At 59.7% G+C, this 18,556-nt stretch carries 18 protein-coding genes; 7 read left to right on the forward strand and 11 right to left on the reverse strand.

Features of this window, described 5'->3' with window-relative positions; genetic code table 11:
- The 7 genes from ispC to rpsB form a co-directional block, all read right to left on the reverse strand.
- Window positions 1-1,212, reverse strand: a complete 1,212-nt coding sequence (ispC, locus tag BM036_RS15775; protein WP_091854138.1) for a 1-deoxy-D-xylulose-5-phosphate reductoisomerase — start codon at window positions 1,210-1,212, stop codon at window positions 1-3.
- Window positions 1,209-2,051, reverse strand: a complete 843-nt coding sequence (locus BM036_RS15780) for a phosphatidate cytidylyltransferase (RefSeq protein WP_091854140.1) — start codon at window positions 2,049-2,051, stop codon at window positions 1,209-1,211. The genes ispC and BM036_RS15780 overlap by 4 nt, the downstream gene beginning before the upstream one ends.
- Window positions 2,052-2,179: 128 nt before the next feature.
- Complete coding sequence (gene uppS / locus BM036_RS15785) at window positions 2,180-2,953, reverse strand: polyprenyl diphosphate synthase (protein ID WP_091854142.1); 774 nt, start codon at window positions 2,951-2,953, stop codon at window positions 2,180-2,182.
- Window positions 2,954-2,991: 38 nt separating this feature from the next.
- A complete protein-coding gene (gene frr / locus BM036_RS15790) occupies window positions 2,992-3,549 on the reverse strand; it encodes a ribosome recycling factor (RefSeq protein ID WP_091854144.1) in 558 nt (185 codons plus the stop codon).
- A 115-nt stretch (window positions 3,550-3,664) separates the two neighbouring features.
- On the reverse strand, window positions 3,665-4,393 hold the full coding sequence (gene pyrH, locus BM036_RS15795; protein ID WP_091854146.1) for a UMP kinase: 729 nt from the start codon (window positions 4,391-4,393) through the stop codon (window positions 3,665-3,667).
- A gap of 204 nt (window positions 4,394-4,597) precedes the next feature.
- On the reverse strand, window positions 4,598-5,467 hold the full coding sequence (tsf, locus tag BM036_RS15800; protein WP_091854148.1) for a translation elongation factor Ts: 870 nt from the start codon (window positions 5,465-5,467) through the stop codon (window positions 4,598-4,600).
- A 131-nt stretch (window positions 5,468-5,598) separates the two neighbouring features.
- Window positions 5,599-6,351, reverse strand: a complete 753-nt coding sequence (rpsB, locus tag BM036_RS15805) for a 30S ribosomal protein S2 (RefSeq protein WP_091854150.1) — start codon at window positions 6,349-6,351, stop codon at window positions 5,599-5,601.
- A 349-nt stretch (window positions 6,352-6,700) separates the two neighbouring features.
- On the opposite strand from rpsB, the gene map reads away from it, so the two are divergent.
- Window positions 6,701-7,471, forward strand: a complete 771-nt coding sequence (gene map / locus BM036_RS15810) for a type I methionyl aminopeptidase (RefSeq protein WP_091854152.1) — start codon at window positions 6,701-6,703, stop codon at window positions 7,469-7,471.
- Window positions 7,472-10,120 carry a [protein-PII] uridylyltransferase gene (locus BM036_RS15815; RefSeq protein WP_091854154.1) on the forward strand — a complete coding sequence of 883 codons (2,649 nt, stop codon included), beginning with the start codon at window positions 7,472-7,474 and terminating at the stop codon, window positions 10,118-10,120.
- A 34-nt stretch (window positions 10,121-10,154) separates the two neighbouring features.
- On the opposite strand, the gene BM036_RS15820 is transcribed toward BM036_RS15815, so the two are convergent.
- Window positions 10,155-11,300, reverse strand: coding sequence for an RNA-guided endonuclease InsQ/TnpB family protein (locus BM036_RS15820; protein ID WP_091854155.1), 1,146 nt, complete (start codon window positions 11,298-11,300; stop codon window positions 10,155-10,157).
- Window positions 11,301-11,425: 125 nt separating this feature from the next.
- On the opposite strand from BM036_RS15820, the gene dapC reads away from it, so the two are divergent.
- The 4 genes from dapC to dapE are packed head-to-tail and all read left to right on the forward strand — an operon-like array spanning window position 11,426 to window position 15,167.
- Window positions 11,426-12,628 carry a succinyldiaminopimelate transaminase gene (gene dapC, locus BM036_RS15825; RefSeq protein ID WP_091854157.1) on the forward strand — a complete coding sequence of 401 codons (1,203 nt, stop codon included), beginning with the start codon at window positions 11,426-11,428 and terminating at the stop codon, window positions 12,626-12,628.
- 16 nt (window positions 12,629-12,644) lie between these two features.
- On the forward strand, window positions 12,645-12,989 hold the full coding sequence (locus BM036_RS15830; RefSeq protein WP_091854159.1) for an ArsC family reductase: 345 nt from the start codon (window positions 12,645-12,647) through the stop codon (window positions 12,987-12,989).
- Window positions 12,990-13,006: 17 nt separating this feature from the next.
- A complete protein-coding gene (dapD, locus tag BM036_RS15835) occupies window positions 13,007-14,035 on the forward strand; it encodes a 2,3,4,5-tetrahydropyridine-2,6-dicarboxylate N-succinyltransferase (RefSeq protein ID WP_091854174.1) in 1,029 nt (342 codons plus the stop codon).
- A 1-nt stretch (window position 14,036) separates the two neighbouring features.
- Window positions 14,037-15,167: a succinyl-diaminopimelate desuccinylase gene (gene dapE / locus BM036_RS15840; protein ID WP_091854161.1), complete on the forward strand. Its 1,131-nt coding sequence runs from the start codon at window positions 14,037-14,039 to the stop codon at window positions 15,165-15,167.
- A gap of 44 nt (window positions 15,168-15,211) precedes the next feature.
- On the opposite strand, the gene BM036_RS20445 is transcribed toward dapE, so the two are convergent.
- Window positions 15,212-15,772: a cold shock domain-containing protein gene (locus tag BM036_RS20445; protein WP_091854176.1), complete on the reverse strand. Its 561-nt coding sequence runs from the start codon at window positions 15,770-15,772 to the stop codon at window positions 15,212-15,214.
- A gap of 145 nt (window positions 15,773-15,917) precedes the next feature.
- Between BM036_RS20445 and BM036_RS15850 the strand changes: the two genes are divergently transcribed.
- Complete coding sequence (locus tag BM036_RS15850; RefSeq protein ID WP_091854163.1) at window positions 15,918-16,154, forward strand: SlyX family protein; 237 nt, start codon at window positions 15,918-15,920, stop codon at window positions 16,152-16,154.
- A 465-nt stretch (window positions 16,155-16,619) separates the two neighbouring features.
- On the opposite strand, the gene BM036_RS15855 is transcribed toward BM036_RS15850, so the two are convergent.
- Window positions 16,620-16,919: an ATP-binding protein gene (locus BM036_RS15855; protein ID WP_281247031.1), complete on the reverse strand. Its 300-nt coding sequence runs from the start codon at window positions 16,917-16,919 to the stop codon at window positions 16,620-16,622.
- A gap of 46 nt (window positions 16,920-16,965) precedes the next feature.
- Window positions 16,966-18,509 (reverse strand): IS3 family transposase gene (locus BM036_RS15860; protein WP_091854165.1). Its coding sequence is split into 2 segments (ribosomal slippage): window positions 16,966-18,038 and window positions 18,038-18,509, totalling 1,545 coding nucleotides; the frame shifts between segments, so codons are not numbered across the junction.
- Between the last annotated feature and the right edge of the window lie 47 nt (window positions 18,510-18,556).

An 18,556-nucleotide genomic window follows, 5' to 3' on the forward strand; every position in this document is an offset into this window, starting at 1 on the left:
TCAGGGCGCCAGGGTGCGTCTGGTCCGGCGTTCGATTTCAGCGCAAGCCTCGACCCGGCCAGACTGGTCCGCCGCCATGATGGCGCCGAAATCATCCGCGGCCCGGGTGGGCACCCTGGCAAGGGTATGCTCTATGATAACCGGGATATCGGCAAAGCAAAGCTCCCCGGAAAGGAATGCCGCCACCGCCTCCTCATTGGCAGCATTGAGCACCGCCGGCGCCGTGCCGCCCGCCTCGAAAGCTTCCGCCGCCAGGCGCAGGCAGGGGAAGCGCTCCACGTCCGGGCGCTCGAAATGAAAGCGCCCCAGGGCGAACAGGTCCAGTGGCGCCACCCCGGCATCCACCCGCTCCGGCCATGCCAGGCCATTGGCAATGGGGGTGCGCATGTCCGGGCTGCCCAGCTGGGCCAGCACAGAGCCGTCCACATATTCAACCATGGAGTGGATGATGCTCTCAGGGTGCACATGGACTTCGATCTGGTCCGGCCGGGTGTTGAACAGCCAGCACGCCTCGATGAGCTCCAGCCCCTTGTTCATCAGGGTGGCGGAATCCACCGAGATTTTCTGGCCCATGGACCAGTTGGGGTGCTTGCAGGCCTGGGCAGGGGTCACCTCACGGAGCATGTCCGGCGTATGGTTACGGAAAGGCCCGCCGGAGGCCGTCAGCAGGATGCGTCGCACCCCTGCACCGGGCAGGTCCCGCACCCGCTCCGCCGGCAGGCACTGAAAGATGGCATTATGTTCGGAATCAATGGGCAGCAACAGGGCGCCGGACTGCACCACGGCGTCCATGAACAACTGCCCGGACATCACCAGGGCTTCCTTGTTGGCCAGCAACACCCGCTTGCCGGCCTTGACCGCGGCCAGCGTGGGAGCCAGTCCTGCGGCACCGACAATGGCGGCTACCACGGTATCGGGTTCTGTCGCCTCAGAGACCTCCACCAGCCCGGCTTCACCGGCCAGCACCCGGGTACCGGAAAGGTCCGCCAGGGCCCTTTCCAGCTGTTCCGCCGCTGCAGCATCCGCCATCACCGCGACCGCAGGCCGGAACTCACGACACAGGGCGGCCATGTCGTCCACCTTGGTGGACGCCGTGAGCGCATACACAGAGAATCGATCCGAATGACGGCGTACCACGTCCAGGGTACTGAGCCCGATGGATCCGGTCGCCCCCAGCAGGGTCAGGTGGCGCTTGGCAGCCTGGGTCGTCACAGCGTAGCTCCTGCGGATAACCAGCCCACCAGGGTAATGATCAGGGCGAAAAGGGGAATGGCGGCGGTCAGGCTGTCAATCCGGTCCATAATACCGCCGTGGCCGGGCAGAAGCTGGCTGCTGTCCTTGATGCCGCGAAAACGCTTCAGCATGCTTTCGAGCAGATCCCCTACAACGGAAATCGCCGCCACCACAACGCTGGCCACCAGCAGCAACAGGATATCGGCCGTCTGGGCGCCTGCAACAAGCCCCGCCGCAATGGCCAGCAGGGCCACCGCCACCAGGCCACCCCAGACCCCGGCCCAGGACTTGCCCGGGCTGACACGGGGTGCCAGCTTGGCCTTGCCAAATGCCTTGCCGGAGAAATAGGCACCAATATCAGCCACCCAGACCACCAGGAAGACATAGAGAATCGCCATCAGGCCGCTGTCCAGCTCGCCAAACAACAACGTGCCGTTGCGAAGGTGATTGAGGCCGACCCAGGCCGGCACCAGCACCAGAAGGCCCATCAGGCCCCTGACCACCGGGTTGCTCCAAAGGGCGCTGGCCCGCGGATACACGCGCACCATTTGCAGGGCCACCAGCCACCAGGCCAGGCCAAGCCACAGCAGCGGCAGGGTTGGCAGGTTATAGACAGCCACCAGGATCAGGGCCACCAGGGCACCGTAACCTGCGCGGGCCGGACCACTGGTATAGCCGGCCATATTGGCCCACTCCCAGGCACCCAGGGTGATCGCCACGCCGGTAAATACGGCAAAGCCCAGCGGCGGCAGGAAGAAGATGCCGATGACGGCGATGGGCGCCAGGATCAGCGCGGTCAGAATTCGGGTCTTGAGCACGTCGCTATTCGCTCTTGTCCTTGGCTCAGTCTGTTTCTTGTTCTCTGGCGCAGGCCAGCCCCGATAGCCACCGGAGCCTGGCCAGCGAACCCGTCGGGAGCAGCCCGCAACGCCTTGTTACTGAGCAATTATTGCTGGGCAGCCAGACGCTGGTCCACCTGGTCGTCAGTCTGGCCAAACCGGCGCTTGCGCCGGGCGTAGGCCTCCAGGGCCTTGCGCATCTCGTCGCTGCGAAAATCCGGCCAGAACACCTCGGAGAAGTAGAACTCGGTATAGGCCAGATGCCACAACAGGAAGTTGCTGATGCGCTGCTCCCCTGCCGTGCGGATCATCAGGTCCGGCATGGGCAGATCACCAATGGACAGGTACTGCTGGACGAGGTCGTCAGTAATGTCCGACGGCGTCAGTTCACCGGCTGCCACCCTGGCCGCGACCTGACGGGTCGCCTGGGTGATGTCCCAGTGGCCTCCGTAATTGGCGGCAATCACCAGGGTCATCAGGGTATTATCCCGGGTCAGCTCTTCCGCCCTCGCCATGTGCTCCTGCAGCAAGGGGGTGAAAGCGCTGCGATCACCGATAATACGCAGGCGGATGTTGTTGCGGTGAAGCTTTTTAACTTCCCGTTCCAGCGCAAACAGGAACAGGCGCATAAGGGCGGACACTTCGTCCTCCGGCCGTCGCCAGTTCTCGCTGGAGAAGGCGAACAGGGTGAGCACCTCCACCCCTTCCCGGGCGCAGGTCTCAACCACCGACCGCACCGAATTCACGCCCGCCTTGTGGCCAGCCACTCCGTTGAGCCGCCGGGCCTTGGCCCAGCGGTTATTGCCATCCATGATAATGGCGACGTGACGCGGAACCTTGCCGGCTTCTACCGGTATTTCCGCTGTTACTGAATCCGTCATGCAGTCCCCTGGTACCGATCGGGCATTACTTCTGGCGGTTATACCGCCATCAGGTCATCTTCCTTCGCCTTGAGCGCCTTGTCGACCTCGACAATGTACTGGTCAGTCAACTTCTGGATCAGGTCTTCACCGCGACGCTGGTCGTCTTCGGTGATTTCCTTTTCCTTTTCCAGCTCTTTCAGGTCGTTATTGGCGTCACGACGGGCATTACGGATACCTACCCGGGCATTTTCCGCGTCGTGCTTGGCCTGCTTGACCATCTCCCGCCGGGTCTCTTCCGTCAGCATGGGCATGGGCACGCGGATGATGTCGCCACTGGTAGCGGGGTTCAGGCCCAGGTCGGAGGACATGATGGCCTTCTCGATGGTGGGAATCAGGTTCTTCTCCCAGGGTGATACGGTCAGGGTGCGGTTATCTTCGACGTTAACGCTGGCCACCTGTTTCAACGGTGTATCCTGGCCGTAATAGTTAACGTGCACACTGTCCAGGATCGCAGGGTGGGCACGACCTGTACGGATCTTGTTGAAGGCGGATGAAAGGGCCTCCAGGCTCTTCTTCATGCGCTTTTCGGCATCGGCTTTGATATCGTCAATCACTTTGCGCGTCCTCGCTTGTCTGTTTGTCTCTGCCCATGCCAGTACGGCGTGGAGCATGAATTCGTCTGCCAGGGCGGTTTGTTCGCCATTGCGCCCTGATCGCTGGGCGGGGATCCTATTCGACGAGGGTCCCTTCCGGCTCACCGGTCACAATGCGGGTCAGCACACCCGGCGCAGTCATATTGAACACCCGCAGCGGCATGCCATGGTCCCGGGCCAGGCAGATGGCGGTCAGGTCCATCACGCCCAGTTTCTTGTCCAGAACCTCATCATAGGTCAGGCGGTCGTATTTGACTGCTGAAGGATCTGTCATGGGATCCGCGGAGTAAACGCCATCCACCTTGGTGGCCTTGAGCACCGCATCCGCCTCAATCTCGATACCCCGGAGACAGGCGGCGGAATCCGTGGTGAAGAACGGATTTCCGGTACCGGCGCAGAAGATCACCACGTCGCCGTCCTTGAGGTCACGCACGGCCCGGCGACGGTCGTAATGTTCCACGATACCACTCATGGGAATGGCCGACATGACCCGGGTGCGGATGTTCGAGCGCTCGAGGGCGTCCCGCATGGCCAGCCCGTTCATGACGGTCGCCAGCATGCCCATGTGGTCACCGGTCACGCGATCCATACCGGCGGCGTTCAGGGCTGCGCCCCGGAACAGGTTACCACCACCAATCACCAGCCCCACCTGGACACCGATACCGATCAGGGCACCAATTTCCAGTGCCATCCGGTCGAGGACCTTGGGATCAATACCAAACTCGTGCTCACCCATCAGGGCCTCGCCACTGAGCTTGAGCAGAACGCGCTTGTATCTGGGCTGGGTTTTGGATGATGCTGGCATGCTGTTCCCCTCGTCGCTGGAGTTTCTGGGTGCTATGGACCTGTATCTGACATGCTCCTCATGCCCTGGCAAAAGGGGCATCTCAGATACAAGCCCGCCACGGCAGCCCGGGCGAACCCGCACTGGCGTGGCAGACTGAGGGGGCTCCGGCAAAAACCGGAGACCCCGTCGGAGCGATGAACACCGCCCCGGGGGTCAGCAGACTCAGGCCTTGCCGGTACCGGCGGCGGCAGCCACCTCGGCAGCGAAGTCCACTTCTTCCTTTTCGATGCCCTCGCCCACTTCCAGGCGAACGAAGCCGACCAGCTCAGCGCCGTTGGCTTTCAGCAGTTCGCCAACGGTCTGGTCCGGGTTCTTCACGAAAGGCTGTTCTACAAGGCTGTTCTCCTTGAGGAACTTCTTGATACGGCCGCCCATCATCTTCTCGACGATCTCGGCAGGCTTGCCTTCCATATCCGGCTGGGCCTTGATGATGTCCTTCTCTTTTTCGACTTCCTCGGCAGGCATGTCTTCCGGCTTGCCTACACGGGGGTTAACGGCAGCAGCATGCATGGCGACATCGCGGGCAATTTCCGGGTCACCAGCAGTCATTGCCACGACAGCGGCAATCTTGTTGGTGTTGTGCACGTAACCACCAACTACAGGGCCTTCTACCTTCACGATACGGCGAACGGTAATGTTCTCACCGATCTTCTGGACCAGCGCTTCACGCTTGGCTTCCAGGTCACCTTCCATCAGCTTGGCGACGTCAGTTTCGCCACGCTCGAAAGCAACATCCAGCACATCGTTGGCGAAGTTGACGAAGTTGTCGTCACGGGCCACGAAGTCAGTCTCGGAGTTCACTTCCAGGATAAAGGCGACGGTGTTGTCGTCAGAGATCTTCACCAGGGACACGCCTTCAGCGGCGGTGCGGCCGGCTTTCTTGGCGGCCTTCAGACCGGACGACTTGCGCAGCTCTTCAATTGCAGCTTCAACACTGCCCTCAGCTTCCACCAGTGCCTTCTTGCATTCCATCATGCCAAGGCCGGTGCGCTCGCGGAGCTCTTTGACCATTGCAGCGGTAATAGCAGCCATGTTCAATCCTCTTAACAGTTAGAACCAGCCGGGCCCTGGTTGGGCCCGGCGGTTGAATCCAGCGAAAGGGAGGCGGTTACCCTCGCCCCCCATTCAATCGGGTCAACGTGATAGCCGTATGACCAGCAGCGTTACTCGGCTGCGGGGGCTTCGCCGGCTGCAGGCTCTTCGCTGACTTCAACAAACTCGTCAGCAGCGCCGCCAGCCTGGGCAGCTTCGATGCAGGTGTCGGCAACGGCCTTCACGTAGATCTGGATGGCGCGGATGGCGTCATCGTTGCCCGGAATCACATAGTCAACGCCGTCCGGATCACTGTTGGTGTCGACAACGCCGATAACGGGAATGCCCAGCTTGTTGGCTTCCTTGATGGCGATACGCTCGTGGTCCACGTCGATAACGAACATGGCGTCCGGCAGGCCACCCATATCCTTGATACCACCGATAGAACGCTCCAGGCGCTCCATTTCACGGGTGCGGTCCAGGGCTTCTTTCTTGGTCAGCTTGTCGAAGGTACCGTCCTGGCTCTGGGTTTCCAGGTCACGGTAGCGACGAATAGACTGACGGATGGTCTTGTAGTTGGTCAGCATGCCACCGAGCCAGCGATGGTTGACGAACGGCTGACCGGAACGCTCGGCTTCTTCCTTGATGATCTTGGCGGCGGCGCGCTTGGTGCCGACGAACAGGATCTTGTTCTTGTTACCTGCCAGCTGCTCAATGAACTGCAGCGCATCGTTCATGGCAGGAACAGTCTGTTCCAGGTTGATGATATGAATCTTGTTGCGGGCGCCGAAGATGAACTTCGACATTTTCGGGTTCCAGTAGCGAGTCTGGTGACCGAAGTGAGCACCTGCCTTGAGCAGGTCACGCATATTTACCTGAGCCATGATAGTTACCTTTTAGCTTCGGGTTAGTCCTCCACACGTCCGATTGCTCCAACCTGAGCGGCCTCCCGGCCATGAAACAGGCACCCTGGAACAACGTGCTGACGCGTGTGTGATTTTGCCGGCGCCCCGAGCCAGGCCCGGGTTCGCATTTCGGCGGCGCGTTTATACCATAAACCGGCCCGTTGAGGCCAGTCTTTCGTGCTTCCTTGTACCTGTGGAGGCAGCCCCTTAAAATAGGGACTTCGCCCCGCCTGCCCATGACGGCAGAGGCCGCAGCAGGTGCCATGCCGGTACCCGATAAACCAGTGCGGCCCCACCAGGCGACCCCATTCATTCAGCAGGAATTCCCATGACTGTATCCATCAAGACACCGGACGAAATCGAGAAGATGCGTGTGGCCGGTCGCCTGGCGGCCGAGGTGCTGGAAATGCTCGACGAGCACGTCAAGCCCGGCGTTACCACTGAGGAACTCGACCGTGTTGCCCATGACTATATCGTCAACGAGCAGCAGGCCATTCCGGCGCCCCTGAACTACAAGGGATTCCCCAAGTCCATCTGCACCTCTGTCAACCATGTGGTCTGCCACGGCATCCCGACAGAAAAGAAGGTGCTAAAGGACGGCGACATCATCAATATTGATGTCACGGTGATTAAAGATGGTTACCACGGTGACACCAGCAAAATGTGGGTCGTCGGCAACCCCAAGCCGGGCACCGAGCGACTGATCCGAATTACCCAGGAGTGCTTATATAAGGGTATCGAGCTGGTCAAACCTGGCACCCGCCTGGGGGACATTGGTCATGTGATCCAGGAACACGCGGAGAAGCACCGCTATTCCGTGGTGCGGGACTTCTGTGGCCACGGCATTGGCAAGGTCTTCCACGAAGAGCCCCAGGTGATGCATTACGGCACGCCCGGCACCGGAATGGAATTGAAAGAAGGCATGACCTTTACCATTGAGCCCATGATCAATCAGGGCAAGTACCACACCAAGGTGCTGGGGGATGGCTGGACCGCCGTCACCAAGGACCACAAACTGTCCGCGCAGTGGGAGCACACCATCCTGGTCACCGCGGATGGATACGAAGTGCTCACCAAGCGCAAGGAAGAGTCTTTCTGAGTGGACACCACGGTTCTCACCTACCAGATCGCTAACGACCCGTCACCAGTGCGGTCCGCCCGGGAGCTGTTACGGGATGCGTACGAGGCCGACGCCGACGCTTTCCGCAGCGGTGCCGATGTTCGCGAACTGGTGAAGTCCCGGGCGGATACCGTGGACAAGGTACTGAGGACCATCTGGAACCGTTACGACTTTGCCCGCTCCCCGGACATTGCCCTGCTCGCGGTCGGCGGCTACGGCCGGGGGGAGCTGCACCCCCACTCCGATATCGACCTGCTGATCCTGACCCGCGATGGCATTGCGGACAGCTGGCACGATGACCTGGGCGCCTTCGTCACCCTGCTGTGGGACCTCAAGCTGGACATCGGCCACAGTGTGCGCAGCCTGGACGAATCCCGCCAGGCCGCCCGTGACGACGTCACCGTTCTCACCAACCTGCTGGAAACCCGCATGATTGCGGGTCCGGAAGAGTTGCGCACCGAACTCACCCGCATGGTCTACTCCGATGAAGTCTGCAGCGACCGCAGCTACTTTATCGCCAAGCGGGAAGAGCAGCTGGCCCGCCACCGCAAGTACAGCAACACCGACTACAACCTGGAGCCAAACCTTAAAGGCGCCCCTGGTGGCCTGCGGGATATCCAGAACATCGGCTGGATCACCAAGCGCCATTTTGGCCTGGACAGCATCGCCGACCTGACCCGGTTCAGCATTCTCACCCAGGAAGAGCACGACATTTTGCTCAAGGGCGAGACCTTTCTGTGGCGTCTGCGATACGGCCTGCAGCTGATTGCCGACCGCAACGAGAACCGGCTGCTGTTCGATCACCAGCGGGCCCTGGCGGATATGCTGGGTTACCGGGACAAGGGCCGCAAGCTGGGCGTCGAGCAGATGATGCAGGTCTATTACCGCACGGTGCTGGCCCTGTCCGAGCTGACCGACGTTATCCTGCAGTACTACGACGAGGCCATCCTGCAGCAGGACCAGGAAGCGAAGATCCAGCCCCTGAACCGCCGCTTCCGCATCCGCGACCAGTACATCGAAGCCATCAACACCCAGGTGTTTGCCTACGCCCCCTACGCCATCATGGAAATCTTCCTGCTGATGGCCCAGCACCCCTCCATCAAGGGTATACGGGCGTCCACCATTCGTGCCCTGCGGGCCCACCGGCACCTGATTGATGACCAGTTCCGAAACGACCTGGCGGTGACCTCCCTGTTCATGGAGCTGGTCAAGACGCCCCATCCCCTGGACGAAACCCTGGCCCACATGAAGAAGTACAACGTGCTGGGGCGCTACCTGCCGGAATTCGGCCAGATCATCGGCCAGATGCAGTACGACCTGTTCCACATCTACACGGTGGATACCCACACCCTGAGGGTGATCCGCAACATGGTGCGGATGAACCACCCGGAAAGCCGCACCGAGTTTCCCCTGGCCTCGCGACTGGTGCACCAGCTGCCAAAACCGGAACTGCTCTACCTGGCCGGCCTTTACCACGACGTGGCCAAGGGCCGTGGTGGCGACCATTCCGAGCTGGGCGCGGAGGACGCGGAAGCCTTCTGCCAGCGCCACCACCTGAGCGAGCGGGACACCCAGCTCATCGCCTGGCTGGTGGAGAACCACCTGCTCATGTCCATGACCGCCCAGCGCAAGGACATCTCCGACCCGGACATCATCAACGAATTTGCCCGGGCGGTGCCCAGCCAGGTCCACCTGGACTATCTGTACGTGCTGACGGTTTGCGATATCAGCGCGACGAATCCCAAACTGTGGAATACCTGGCGGGCCTCCCTGCTGCGCCAATTGTACGTGGAAACCAAGCGGGCCCTGCGCCGGGGCACCGAGACGCCCTTCAACCGGGAAGAGTGGGTGCGTGCCACCCAGGCGGAAGCCCGGGGCATCCTCAATGCCCAGGGCGTTACCGACGAACAGATTGACCGCATCTGGGACACCCTGGACGAGGAATACTTCCTGCAGGACTCCACCGTGGACATCGCTTGGCAGACCGCCGCCATTATCCGACATGGTGACGACCCCAAGCCGCTGGTGCTGATCCGTGACACACGGGGCGGGCCGACAGACGGTTACTCCCACATCGTCATCTATGTGAAGGACCGGGTAGCCCTGTTCGCGGCGACCACCGCCATACTGGAACAGCTCAACCTCAATATCGTGGACGCCCGCATCAGCGTGGCCAGCAAGGGGCCCTGGTCCATCAGCTCTTACGTGGTTTTGGATGACCAAGATCAACCCCTTGGCAAGGATCCTGCCCGCAAGGAGCGCGTACGCCAACGGCTTGAGGAAGAACTGGCTGACCCTGACAACTACCCGGAAATCATTCAACGGCGCACGCCCCGGCGGCTGAAGCATTTTTCGTTTCCTACCGAGATCACACTTTCTAATGATACCTATAATCAGCGCACGGTTATCGAAGTGATCACCCCCGACCGCCCAGGGCTGCTGGCCCGGGTTGGGCAGGTCCTGCTGGATCACCGGGTGCGGCTAACTAACGCCAAGATCGCCACCCTCGGCGAACGGGTAGAAGATGCTTTCTTTGTCACTGATGAGCATGGCTGGCCAATCCGCGACCCGGAAGTCTGCCAGGCCCTACAAGAAGACCTGCGTATCATGCTGGATAACATTCATTGACTGCTCGCCCTTCTGAAGGAAGAGGATTCCCAATTCACAGAGAACCGGACAAGGAGACTGACTCCATGCCACTTACATTCTCTCCAAGGGCTAACACCGCCAGCCCGGCGGCTTTAATGTTGATCGCGGCGTTCAGGTCGCGATCGTGTTTGGCTGAGCATTTCGGACACGTCCAGTGCCGGATGTTCAGAGGCATGGAGTCCATCACAAAGCCGCATCCCGAACAGCGTTTGCTGGACGGGTACCACTGGCCAATCGCCACCACCTGGCGACCGGCCCAGTCAGCTTTGTATTCCAGTTGGCGGACGAACTCGCCCCAGCCGGCATCGCTGATGGATTTGGCCAGGGCCCGGTTGCGCAGCATGCTCTTGACATTGAGGGATTCGACGCAGATCACTTGGTTCTCGTTGACGATCTTGCGGGACAATTTGTGCAAATTGTCCATCCGACAATCAGAGAGCTTGGCGTGAATACGCGCCACCTTCATCCGAGCTTTGGCCCGATTCCGGGAGCCAAGCTTTTTCCTGCTCAGGCGCCGTTGCGCCTTCGCCAGTTTGGTCGCGTATTTCGCCGTATGGCGGGGATTGCCGACTCGGTATCCATCGCTGGTCACGAACAGGTCTTTCAGGCCCAGGTCTATGCCGGTCATTCTCGGAGTGACCGGCAACGTCCTTGGATCAAACTCGCACAGGCAGGACACGAAATAGCGTCCGGCACTGTCTTTGGAAACCGTGATCGTTGTGGGTTCGCAGGGCAGGTCCCGACTCCAGCGAACCGCCAGCGGCTCTTTGGACTTGGCCAGGTACAACTGCCCATCCCGGTACTTGAATGCCGAACGGGTGAACTCCGCCGACTGGCGGTGCCGCTTGCTCTTGAACCGGGGGTAACGAGCCCGACCCTCGAAGAAGTTTTTGAACGCGGTTTGCTGATGCCGGAGACATTGCTGCAACGGCACCGAGCTAACCCTACTCAGATAGGCCAATTCCGGGTCTTTCTTCAAGGCCGTCAGTTGGGCATTGGCTTGAATATAACCAATTGTTTCCTGGCGCTCATAGAAAGCATCAGTGCGATAGCGAAGCACCGCATTGTAGACGAAACGTAAACACCCGAACGTCCGAGCAAGAAGCTGTTCTTGCGCGGACGTTGGGTAGAATCGGTATTTGTAGGCACGCTTCTTCATGGCTTACACAATAGCCATAAAACTGTAAAATAGAAATCAATCTAAAGGAGGCCGCGAGAACAGAGTCGGTTAGCACCGACACGCTATCCCCTCACCCAACGTGGGGATTTCTCGCAACGATAGCGATGAACTCCAACCTGTCCCGACTACACCCCTACCCGTTTGAGAAACTGGCCAAGTTGAAGGCCGATGTGGTGCCACCGGCTGACACCCCCCCGATTTCCCTGGGCATTGGCGAGCCCAAGCACCCCTCGCCGGAATTCGTCAAACGGGTGATTGCCGACAACCTGGACCGGCTGGCCAACTACCCGACCACCGGCGGCATGCCGGAACTGCGCCAGGCCATTGCTGACTGGGCGACCCGCCGGTTCCAGCTGAACCCGGGCACCCTCAGGGCCGATGGCAACGTGGTACCCGTTAACGGCACCCGGGAAGGCATTTTCTCATTTGTGCAGGCAGCGATTGACGCCAGCCGTCCGGCCACCGTGGTCAGCCCGAATCCCTTCTACCAGATCTATGAGGGAGCAGCGCTGCTGGCCGGTGCCACGCCCGTATACCTGCCCTGCGATGGCAGCAACGGCTTCATCCCGGATTTTGACGCTGTGCCCGAGAGCGTCTGGAAAGACTGCCAGATCCTGTTCCTGTGCTCGCCAGGCAATCCCAGTGGCGCCGTGATACCCCGGGATACCCTGGTGCGGGTCATCGAACTGGCCGACCAGCACGACTTCATCATTGCTTCCGATGAATGCTACTCCGAGCTCTACCCGGACGAGTCTAACCCGCCGGAAGGCCTGTTGCAGACCTGCACCGCCATCGGCCGGGACGACTACGCCCGCTGCGTCGTGTTCCACAGCCTGTCCAAGCGCAGCAACCTGCCCGGCCTGCGCTCCGGCTTCGTGGCCGGCGATGCGAATATCCTGAAAGAATACCTGCGTTATCGCACCTACCACGGCTGCGCCATGCCGATCCACAACCAACTGGCCAGCATCGCCGCGTGGCAGGACGAGGACCACGTAAAGGAAAACCGCGCCGCCTACCGGGCCAAGTTCGAAGCGGTGGTGCCCATCCTGCAGCAGGTCATGAAGGTGGATTTCCCGGACGCCGGGTTCTATCTGTGGCCGCAAACGCCCATGAGCGACGAAGCCTTCGCCCGTGATCTTTCCGCCGAACAGAACGTACACGTGCTGCCAGGTCGTTATCTGTCCCGCACCGTCGACAGCTACAACCCCGGCGAGAACCGCGTACGCATGGCGCTGGTCGCGCCGCTGGAAGAGTGTGTAGAAGCGGCTGAGCGGATTGTGAAGTTTCTGCGGAGCAGAGAAGCTTAAAAACCAGGACCAACCAATGAAACTCTACGGCATCAAGAACTGCGACACCGTCAAGAAGGCCCGCAAGTGGCTGGACGACAACGGCATCGCTTACGACTTCCACGACTTCAAGAAAGACGGCCTGGATGAAACCCTGCTGTCCCGCTGGGAACAGGCCATCGGCTGGGAAGCCTTGATCAATAAACGGGGCACCACCTGGCGAAAGCTGCCGGAGGAGCTTCGTGATACCATTGGCGCCCAGACCGCCCACGAGATCATGCTCGACAACCCGTCGATTATTAAACGGCCGGTGGTGGAGAGCGGTGATCAGGTGAGCGTTGGCTTCAACGCCGAAGAGTGGGCAACACGATTCAAGAAATGATTTCAGAGGAGCACCAGATGAGTTTTGCATTCGGAATTGGCATCGGCAGCCAGAACCAGAAAAGTGAGTGGCTGGAAGTCTTTTATCAGCAGCCGGTGCTGATGCCGGACAGCGACCTGATCGAGATTGCCGGCAACACCCTGGGCTACCAGGGCGGCAACCAGGCCATTGAAGCCACCGCGGAGCAGCTCAAGGCCTTCGCCGATGCACTGGGCTCCACCGCCCAAACAGCCCAGGCAGAGCTGGCACTGAAGGCCGCCGAAAGCAACAGGCCAGTGGCCGTCACCATCCTGGAAACCGACGACACCGCCAGCAGCACCCCTGAGGTGTACCTCAAGCTGCACCTGCTGTCCCACCGTCTGGTGAAGCCCCATGGCGTAAAGCTGGACGGTATCTTCGGCCTGCTGCCCAACCTGGCCTGGACCAACGAAGGCGCCATCGACCTGGATGAATTGCCGGAGCGCCAGCTGCAGGCACGCCTGCAAGGCCGCATCCTGGAAGTCAAATCCGTGGACAAGTTCCCGCAGATGACCGACTACGTGGTACCCCGTGGTGTGCGCATCGCCGACACCGCCCGTGTCCGCCTGGGTGCCTATGTGGGCGAAGGTACTACGGTGATGCACGAGGGCTTCATCAACTTTAATGCCGGCACCGAAGGCACCAGCATGATCGAAGGCCGCGTATCGGCCGGCGTCATGATCGGCAAGGGCTCAGACCTGGGCGGTAGTTGTTCAACCATGGGCACCCTGTCCGGTGGTGGCAACATCATCATCTCCGTTGGCGAAAACTGCCTGCTGGGTGCCAACGCGGGTATCGGCATCCCCCTGGGCGACCGCTGCACCGTAGAAGCCGGCCTGTACATTACCGCTGGCACCAAGGTTGCCCTGCTGGATGACCAGAACAACCTGGTAGAAGTCATCAAGGCCCGCGACCTGGCTGGCAAGCCGGACCTGCTGTTCCGTCGCAACAGCCAGACTGGTGCGGTGGAGTGCAAGACCAACAAGACCGCCATCGAGCTGAACGAAGATTTGCACGCGAATAACTGATATGGACCTGTCCCCCACCCTCAAGCTCGCGATCGACCTTATCCGCCGTCAGTCCGTCACACCGGACGATGCGGGTTGCCAGGAACTGATGATGTCCCGCCTGGCCCCGCTGGGCTTTGCGGGTGAGAACCTGCGTTTTGGCGAAACCGACAACCTCTGGGCCCGCAAGGGCTCCGAAGGACCGGTGCTGGCCTTTGCCGGCCATACCGATGTGGTACCGACCGGTCCTGAGAAAAACTGGGCCCACCCGCCGTTTGATCCGGTGATCCGCGATGGCTACCTGTATGGCCGAGGCGCCGCCGATATGAAAGGCAGCCTGGCGGCATTCGTTACCGCCTGCGAACGCTTCGTGGCGAAAAACCCGGAGCATCGGGGCTCCATCGCGTTGCTGATCACCAGCGACGAGGAAGGCCCCGCCCAGGACGGCACGGTCAAGGTGGTGGATACTCTTGAGAAGCGCAACGAGAAGATCGACTGGTGCCTGATCGGCGAGCCGTCCAGCACTCATCAGGTGGGAGACATCATCAAGAATGGTCGTCGTGGTTCGCTACACGGGTACCTGACCGTCCAAGGCGTGCAGGGCCACGTGGCCTACCCCCACCTGGCGGAGAACCCCGTTCACCTGGCCGCCCCGGCGCTGGACGCACTGGCCAATGAGTTCTGGGACAATGGCAATGACTTCTTCCCGCCCACCACCTTCCAGATCACCAAGATCGAGGCGGGGACGGGAAGTAACGTGATTCCCGGCGAGTTACTGGTGCACTTCAACTTCCGCTATTGCACGGAAAACACGGCGGAGAGCCTCGAAGAGCGGGTCGTAGCCATACTGGACCGGCACAAGTTGAAGTACGACCTGCAATGGCACCTTAGCGGTCGCCCCTTCCTGACAGACCGGGGAGCCCTGGTGACAGCCACACAGAACGCCATCCGTCGTGTGACCGGCCGTGAGACCGAACTGTCCACCTCCGGCGGCACCTCCGACGGACGCTTTATCGCCCCGACGGGCGCACAGGTAGTGGAGCTGGGGCCGCTGAATGCGACGATCCACAAAGTGGATGAGTGCGTTAAAGCAGAGGACCTGGACACCTTGTCCGAGATTTACGAACAGGTGTTGGTGGAGTTGCTGGGCTGAGAACCCTATCCCTCTCCCTGATCACAGGGAGAGGGATATAACGGTCAATCGAGGGTAGAGACGTTATCCGCCTGCAAGCCCTTGGACGCCTCGACCACATCAAACCGCACAGCCTGGCCCTGACGCAGGACCCGGCGGCCGCGGCCGCGGATGGCGCGGAAGTGCACGAACACCTCATCACCGCTTTCGCGGACAATAAAGCCAAAGCCTTTCTTCACATTGAACCACTTGACGGTGCCTTCTTCCTCACCCTCAGGGCCGTAATCTTCATCATCGTATTCGTCATTGTCATCCTGGGCCTGCGGGCGTGAACGCTGCTGACCCTGGTTGCTGACGGGGCGGGATACCTTACCGGGTTTGCGCTCATTGATGACAACCGTCAGCACACCCACAATGGCAAACAACACAAAGGTGATGATATAGGCGGCAATACCCTGGGCGCTGCCCAGAACAAATTGCGGGCTGTCTGCAATCGCACTGCTACCGGCGGCGGAAAGGATATAAAGGACTTCCGGCGTGGTGTTTACAAGGATAAATCCAAGAACCAGCGGGGCGAGGATCGCAACCAATACCGCTGACAGAATTGCTCTTTTTGGATTACGCATGGATACAACGGGCTCCGTAAAATCATTGATAACGTTTGTGGAAATAACCATTATTCACCGGACACGTGCCAAAACCCGACACCCCGGCAAATAAAGCGGGCATAATACCAGATTCCCCACAAACCTGACCAAAGCGTTCCACATAATGGCGAATACCGACACAAACACGACAGAAAAACTGTTGGAAAGAATGGATGAACTGGAAACCCGCCTGGCCTTCCAGGATGAACTGATCAACACCCTGTCAGACCAGGTCGCCCAGCAGGAACTGAATATCCGCAAGCTGTGGGAAGCCAAGCAGCACCTGAAGAAGCAACTTTCTGAAATTTCACCATCGAACATCAAACCCGAGCACGAGGAGTCTCCACCACCTCACTACTGAAAATGACGAATGCAGATCAACGACCATGCTCCAGATTGAGATCGAGGCCCAGAAACAAAAGTCCCGCTGATCATCATCAATCTCACCTCGCAGACATTCAGGTGCGCCCCTGAGTAGAATCTTGCTAAAGCCATTCAAGATCATTGGTGCGCCGACTTCTTTTTACTTTGTCCGGTGTTGAATCACCGCCACTCCAACCTTCCCCAATACAGCCCTCGACTAAACGGAAGCGTGAGCAAGTTCGGCGCCGTTCACTCGCGCTATTCGCCGCATTCCAATCATTCAACATACTGGCAACACTGAAACGTGTAGTCGCGCCGCCAGAAGTGATCATTTCAATCCTCCATAGCACACGATGATATCAGTGCAGCAAAAATACTCCTCTGCCCCATTTTCACCACGCCTGTCAATGGCCATTTATTTTGACCCACCTTTGGCCAATAAAATTGACCCACCTTTCATAGTCTAACTTGTAACTTTCTGCTTCAGTCGATAGCTTTCTCCTCCCAACATGAAGATGTGTGAATGGTGGATAACCCGGTCAATGATCGGCACCGCCACGTTGTCGTCGTGGAAGAACTCGCCCCAGCTGGTGAAGTCCTTGCTGGTGGTCAGGATGATGGAGCGGTATTCGTACAGGCTGTTTATCAGCTGGAACAGGTTGTACCGGGCCTGCCGCGTCATGGGCAGGTAACCCAGCTCATCAATGACCAACAGGTCGTATTTAGCCAGGGCGTTGACCCGCTTTTTCAGCTCACCCTTCATCTCCGGAGTCTGTCAACGTAGTTGTCGCGTTTAAGCATTCAGCTCTTTAACAGTTCACCGCCTTCTCCGGATTCAGGGTCACTGATTCCGGCAAGCTGAAGTTTCGGATATCACCGGACCAGCGCCGCGGGTTCGCGGTCTTCGCAGCCTCGATCACCTGTTTGCGCTGAGCCAGGATCTGGTCAGCCTCGCCATCGTGACGCTGCTGAGGTGTTACGTAATTCAAGGCGCTGTGACGGTGCTCGGTGTTGTACCAGCGCACGAAGGCCAGCACCCAGTCACGGGCGTCCTCGATGGTGCTGAAGCCGTTGACCGGGAACCCTGGTCGGAACTTCAGGGTTTTGAACAGCGACTCTGAGTAGGCGTTATCGTTGCTTACTCTGGGCCGGCTGTTCGAGGGCGTAATGCCCAGGTCGTACAGCTTTTCCAGGAAGGTCGAGGCCTTCATGGGGCTGCCATTGTCCGAGTGCAGCACAAGAGGCTTCTCCCTGGCTGCCAGGTGCTCACGCCAGTAAGCCTTTTCGATGAACTCACTGGCCAGCTCTCCCGTTTCGCTCTGGTAGACCTCGTGACCAACGATCTTGCGGCTGTAGACGTCCAGCATCAGGTACAGATAGAACCAGGTGCCTCGTGCTGGGCCCGGCAACCAGGAGATATCCCACGACCACAGTTGGTTGGGTTCTGTGGCTTGGTGTGTCGTCGCCTGTCTCTTGGGCTGTGGCGCTTTCTGACGGCCTCTGGGGTTAACCTGGCCATGCTCCCGCAGCACACGGTAAAAGGTCGACTCCGAGGCCAGGTAATGCCCCTGATCCATTTGGTCCGCAACGATGAATGCCGGCGGACAGCTCTGGTATCTCTTTTGATTGCTGAGTGACACCACAGCCTGACGCTCCTGATCCGTCAGTTTGTTAGTCGGTGCCGGCCTGGGCACCACCGGTCTCTGATCCGCTTTGACAGCCTTATCAGTCGTCCAGCGCTGGAAGGTGCGCACACTCAGGTTCAGCAAGGCACAGGCCTTGGCCAGCCGGGCGCCGCTGCTCTGAGCTTCGTGGATCAGAGCAACCGCCTGCTGGCGATCCGGGAGGCTGGTCATTCGTCCTCGTCTTTGGGGCCCCAGATCGCCTCGGCTTTTTTTGACAGCGTCAGTAGCGCTGCCGTTTCTGCCAGGGCCTTTTCCTTGCGACGTAATTCAGATTCGAGCTTTTTGACGCGCTTTTTCTCAGTCGTCGCCGCTTTCCGGTTACGCCTGGCCTGTTCATCAGACTGGGCGTTGGCACCCATGCAGGCGGTCTTCCAGGCTTCGATTTGTTCCGGATACAGACCGTGCTTGCGACAATATTCACCGAGTTCCGCCTCGGTCATCGGGGCGGTCTCCAGAACAATGCGGAACTTCTCTTCGCTACTCCACTTTTCAGGCGTGGCTGAGTTCGACGGCAAAACGGCACCTCGTTCTCTGGCGGCTTTGCGCCAATTGTACAAGGTCGCGGTGCTGATGCCTTCCTGGCCAGCTAACTCGGCCACCGTCAGGCTGTGAGGTGGGGCCATCTTCTGGAGGATGGCTTCCTTACGTTCCGGTGAGTAATGGGGCATGGTTGTCCTCTGAAATCATCAGGCGACAACTACGCTGACACATAGGG

It is taken from the genome of Marinobacter segnicrescens, from assembly GCF_900111555.1.
GTDB classification, from domain to species: domain Bacteria; phylum Pseudomonadota; class Gammaproteobacteria; order Pseudomonadales; family Oleiphilaceae; genus Marinobacter; species Marinobacter segnicrescens.

What these genes read in the sequence shown, in the direction of transcription:
- uppS (WP_091854142.1), bottom strand. Translation starts at nt 2,953, where the DNA reads ATGACGGATTCAGTAACAGCGGAAATACCGGTAGAAGCCGGCAAGGTT.
- pyrH (WP_091854146.1), bottom strand. Translation starts at nt 4,393, where the DNA reads ATGCCAGCATCATCCAAAACCCAGCCCAGATACAAGCGCGTTCTGCTC.
- tsf (WP_091854148.1), bottom strand. Translation starts at nt 5,467, where the DNA reads ATGGCTGCTATTACCGCTGCAATGGTCAAAGAGCTCCGCGAGCGCACC.
- rpsB (WP_091854150.1), bottom strand. Translation starts at nt 6,351, where the DNA reads ATGGCTCAGGTAAATATGCGTGACCTGCTCAAGGCAGGTGCTCACTTC.
- map (WP_091854152.1), top strand. Translation starts at nt 6,701, where the DNA reads ATGACTGTATCCATCAAGACACCGGACGAAATCGAGAAGATGCGTGTG.
- BM036_RS15820 (WP_091854155.1), bottom strand. Translation starts at nt 11,300, where the DNA reads ATGAAGAAGCGTGCCTACAAATACCGATTCTACCCAACGTCCGCGCAA.
- dapC (WP_091854157.1), top strand. Translation starts at nt 11,426, where the DNA reads ATGAACTCCAACCTGTCCCGACTACACCCCTACCCGTTTGAGAAACTG.
- BM036_RS15830 (WP_091854159.1), top strand. Translation starts at nt 12,645, where the DNA reads ATGAAACTCTACGGCATCAAGAACTGCGACACCGTCAAGAAGGCCCGC.
- dapD (WP_091854174.1), top strand. Translation starts at nt 13,007, where the DNA reads ATGAGTTTTGCATTCGGAATTGGCATCGGCAGCCAGAACCAGAAAAGT.
- dapE (WP_091854161.1), top strand. Translation starts at nt 14,037, where the DNA reads ATGGACCTGTCCCCCACCCTCAAGCTCGCGATCGACCTTATCCGCCGT.
- BM036_RS20445 (WP_091854176.1), bottom strand. Translation starts at nt 15,772, where the DNA reads ATGCGTAATCCAAAAAGAGCAATTCTGTCAGCGGTATTGGTTGCGATC.
- BM036_RS15850 (WP_091854163.1), top strand. Translation starts at nt 15,918, where the DNA reads ATGGCGAATACCGACACAAACACGACAGAAAAACTGTTGGAAAGAATG.
- BM036_RS15855 (WP_281247031.1), bottom strand. Translation starts at nt 16,919, where the DNA reads ATGAAGGGTGAGCTGAAAAAGCGGGTCAACGCCCTGGCTAAATACGAC.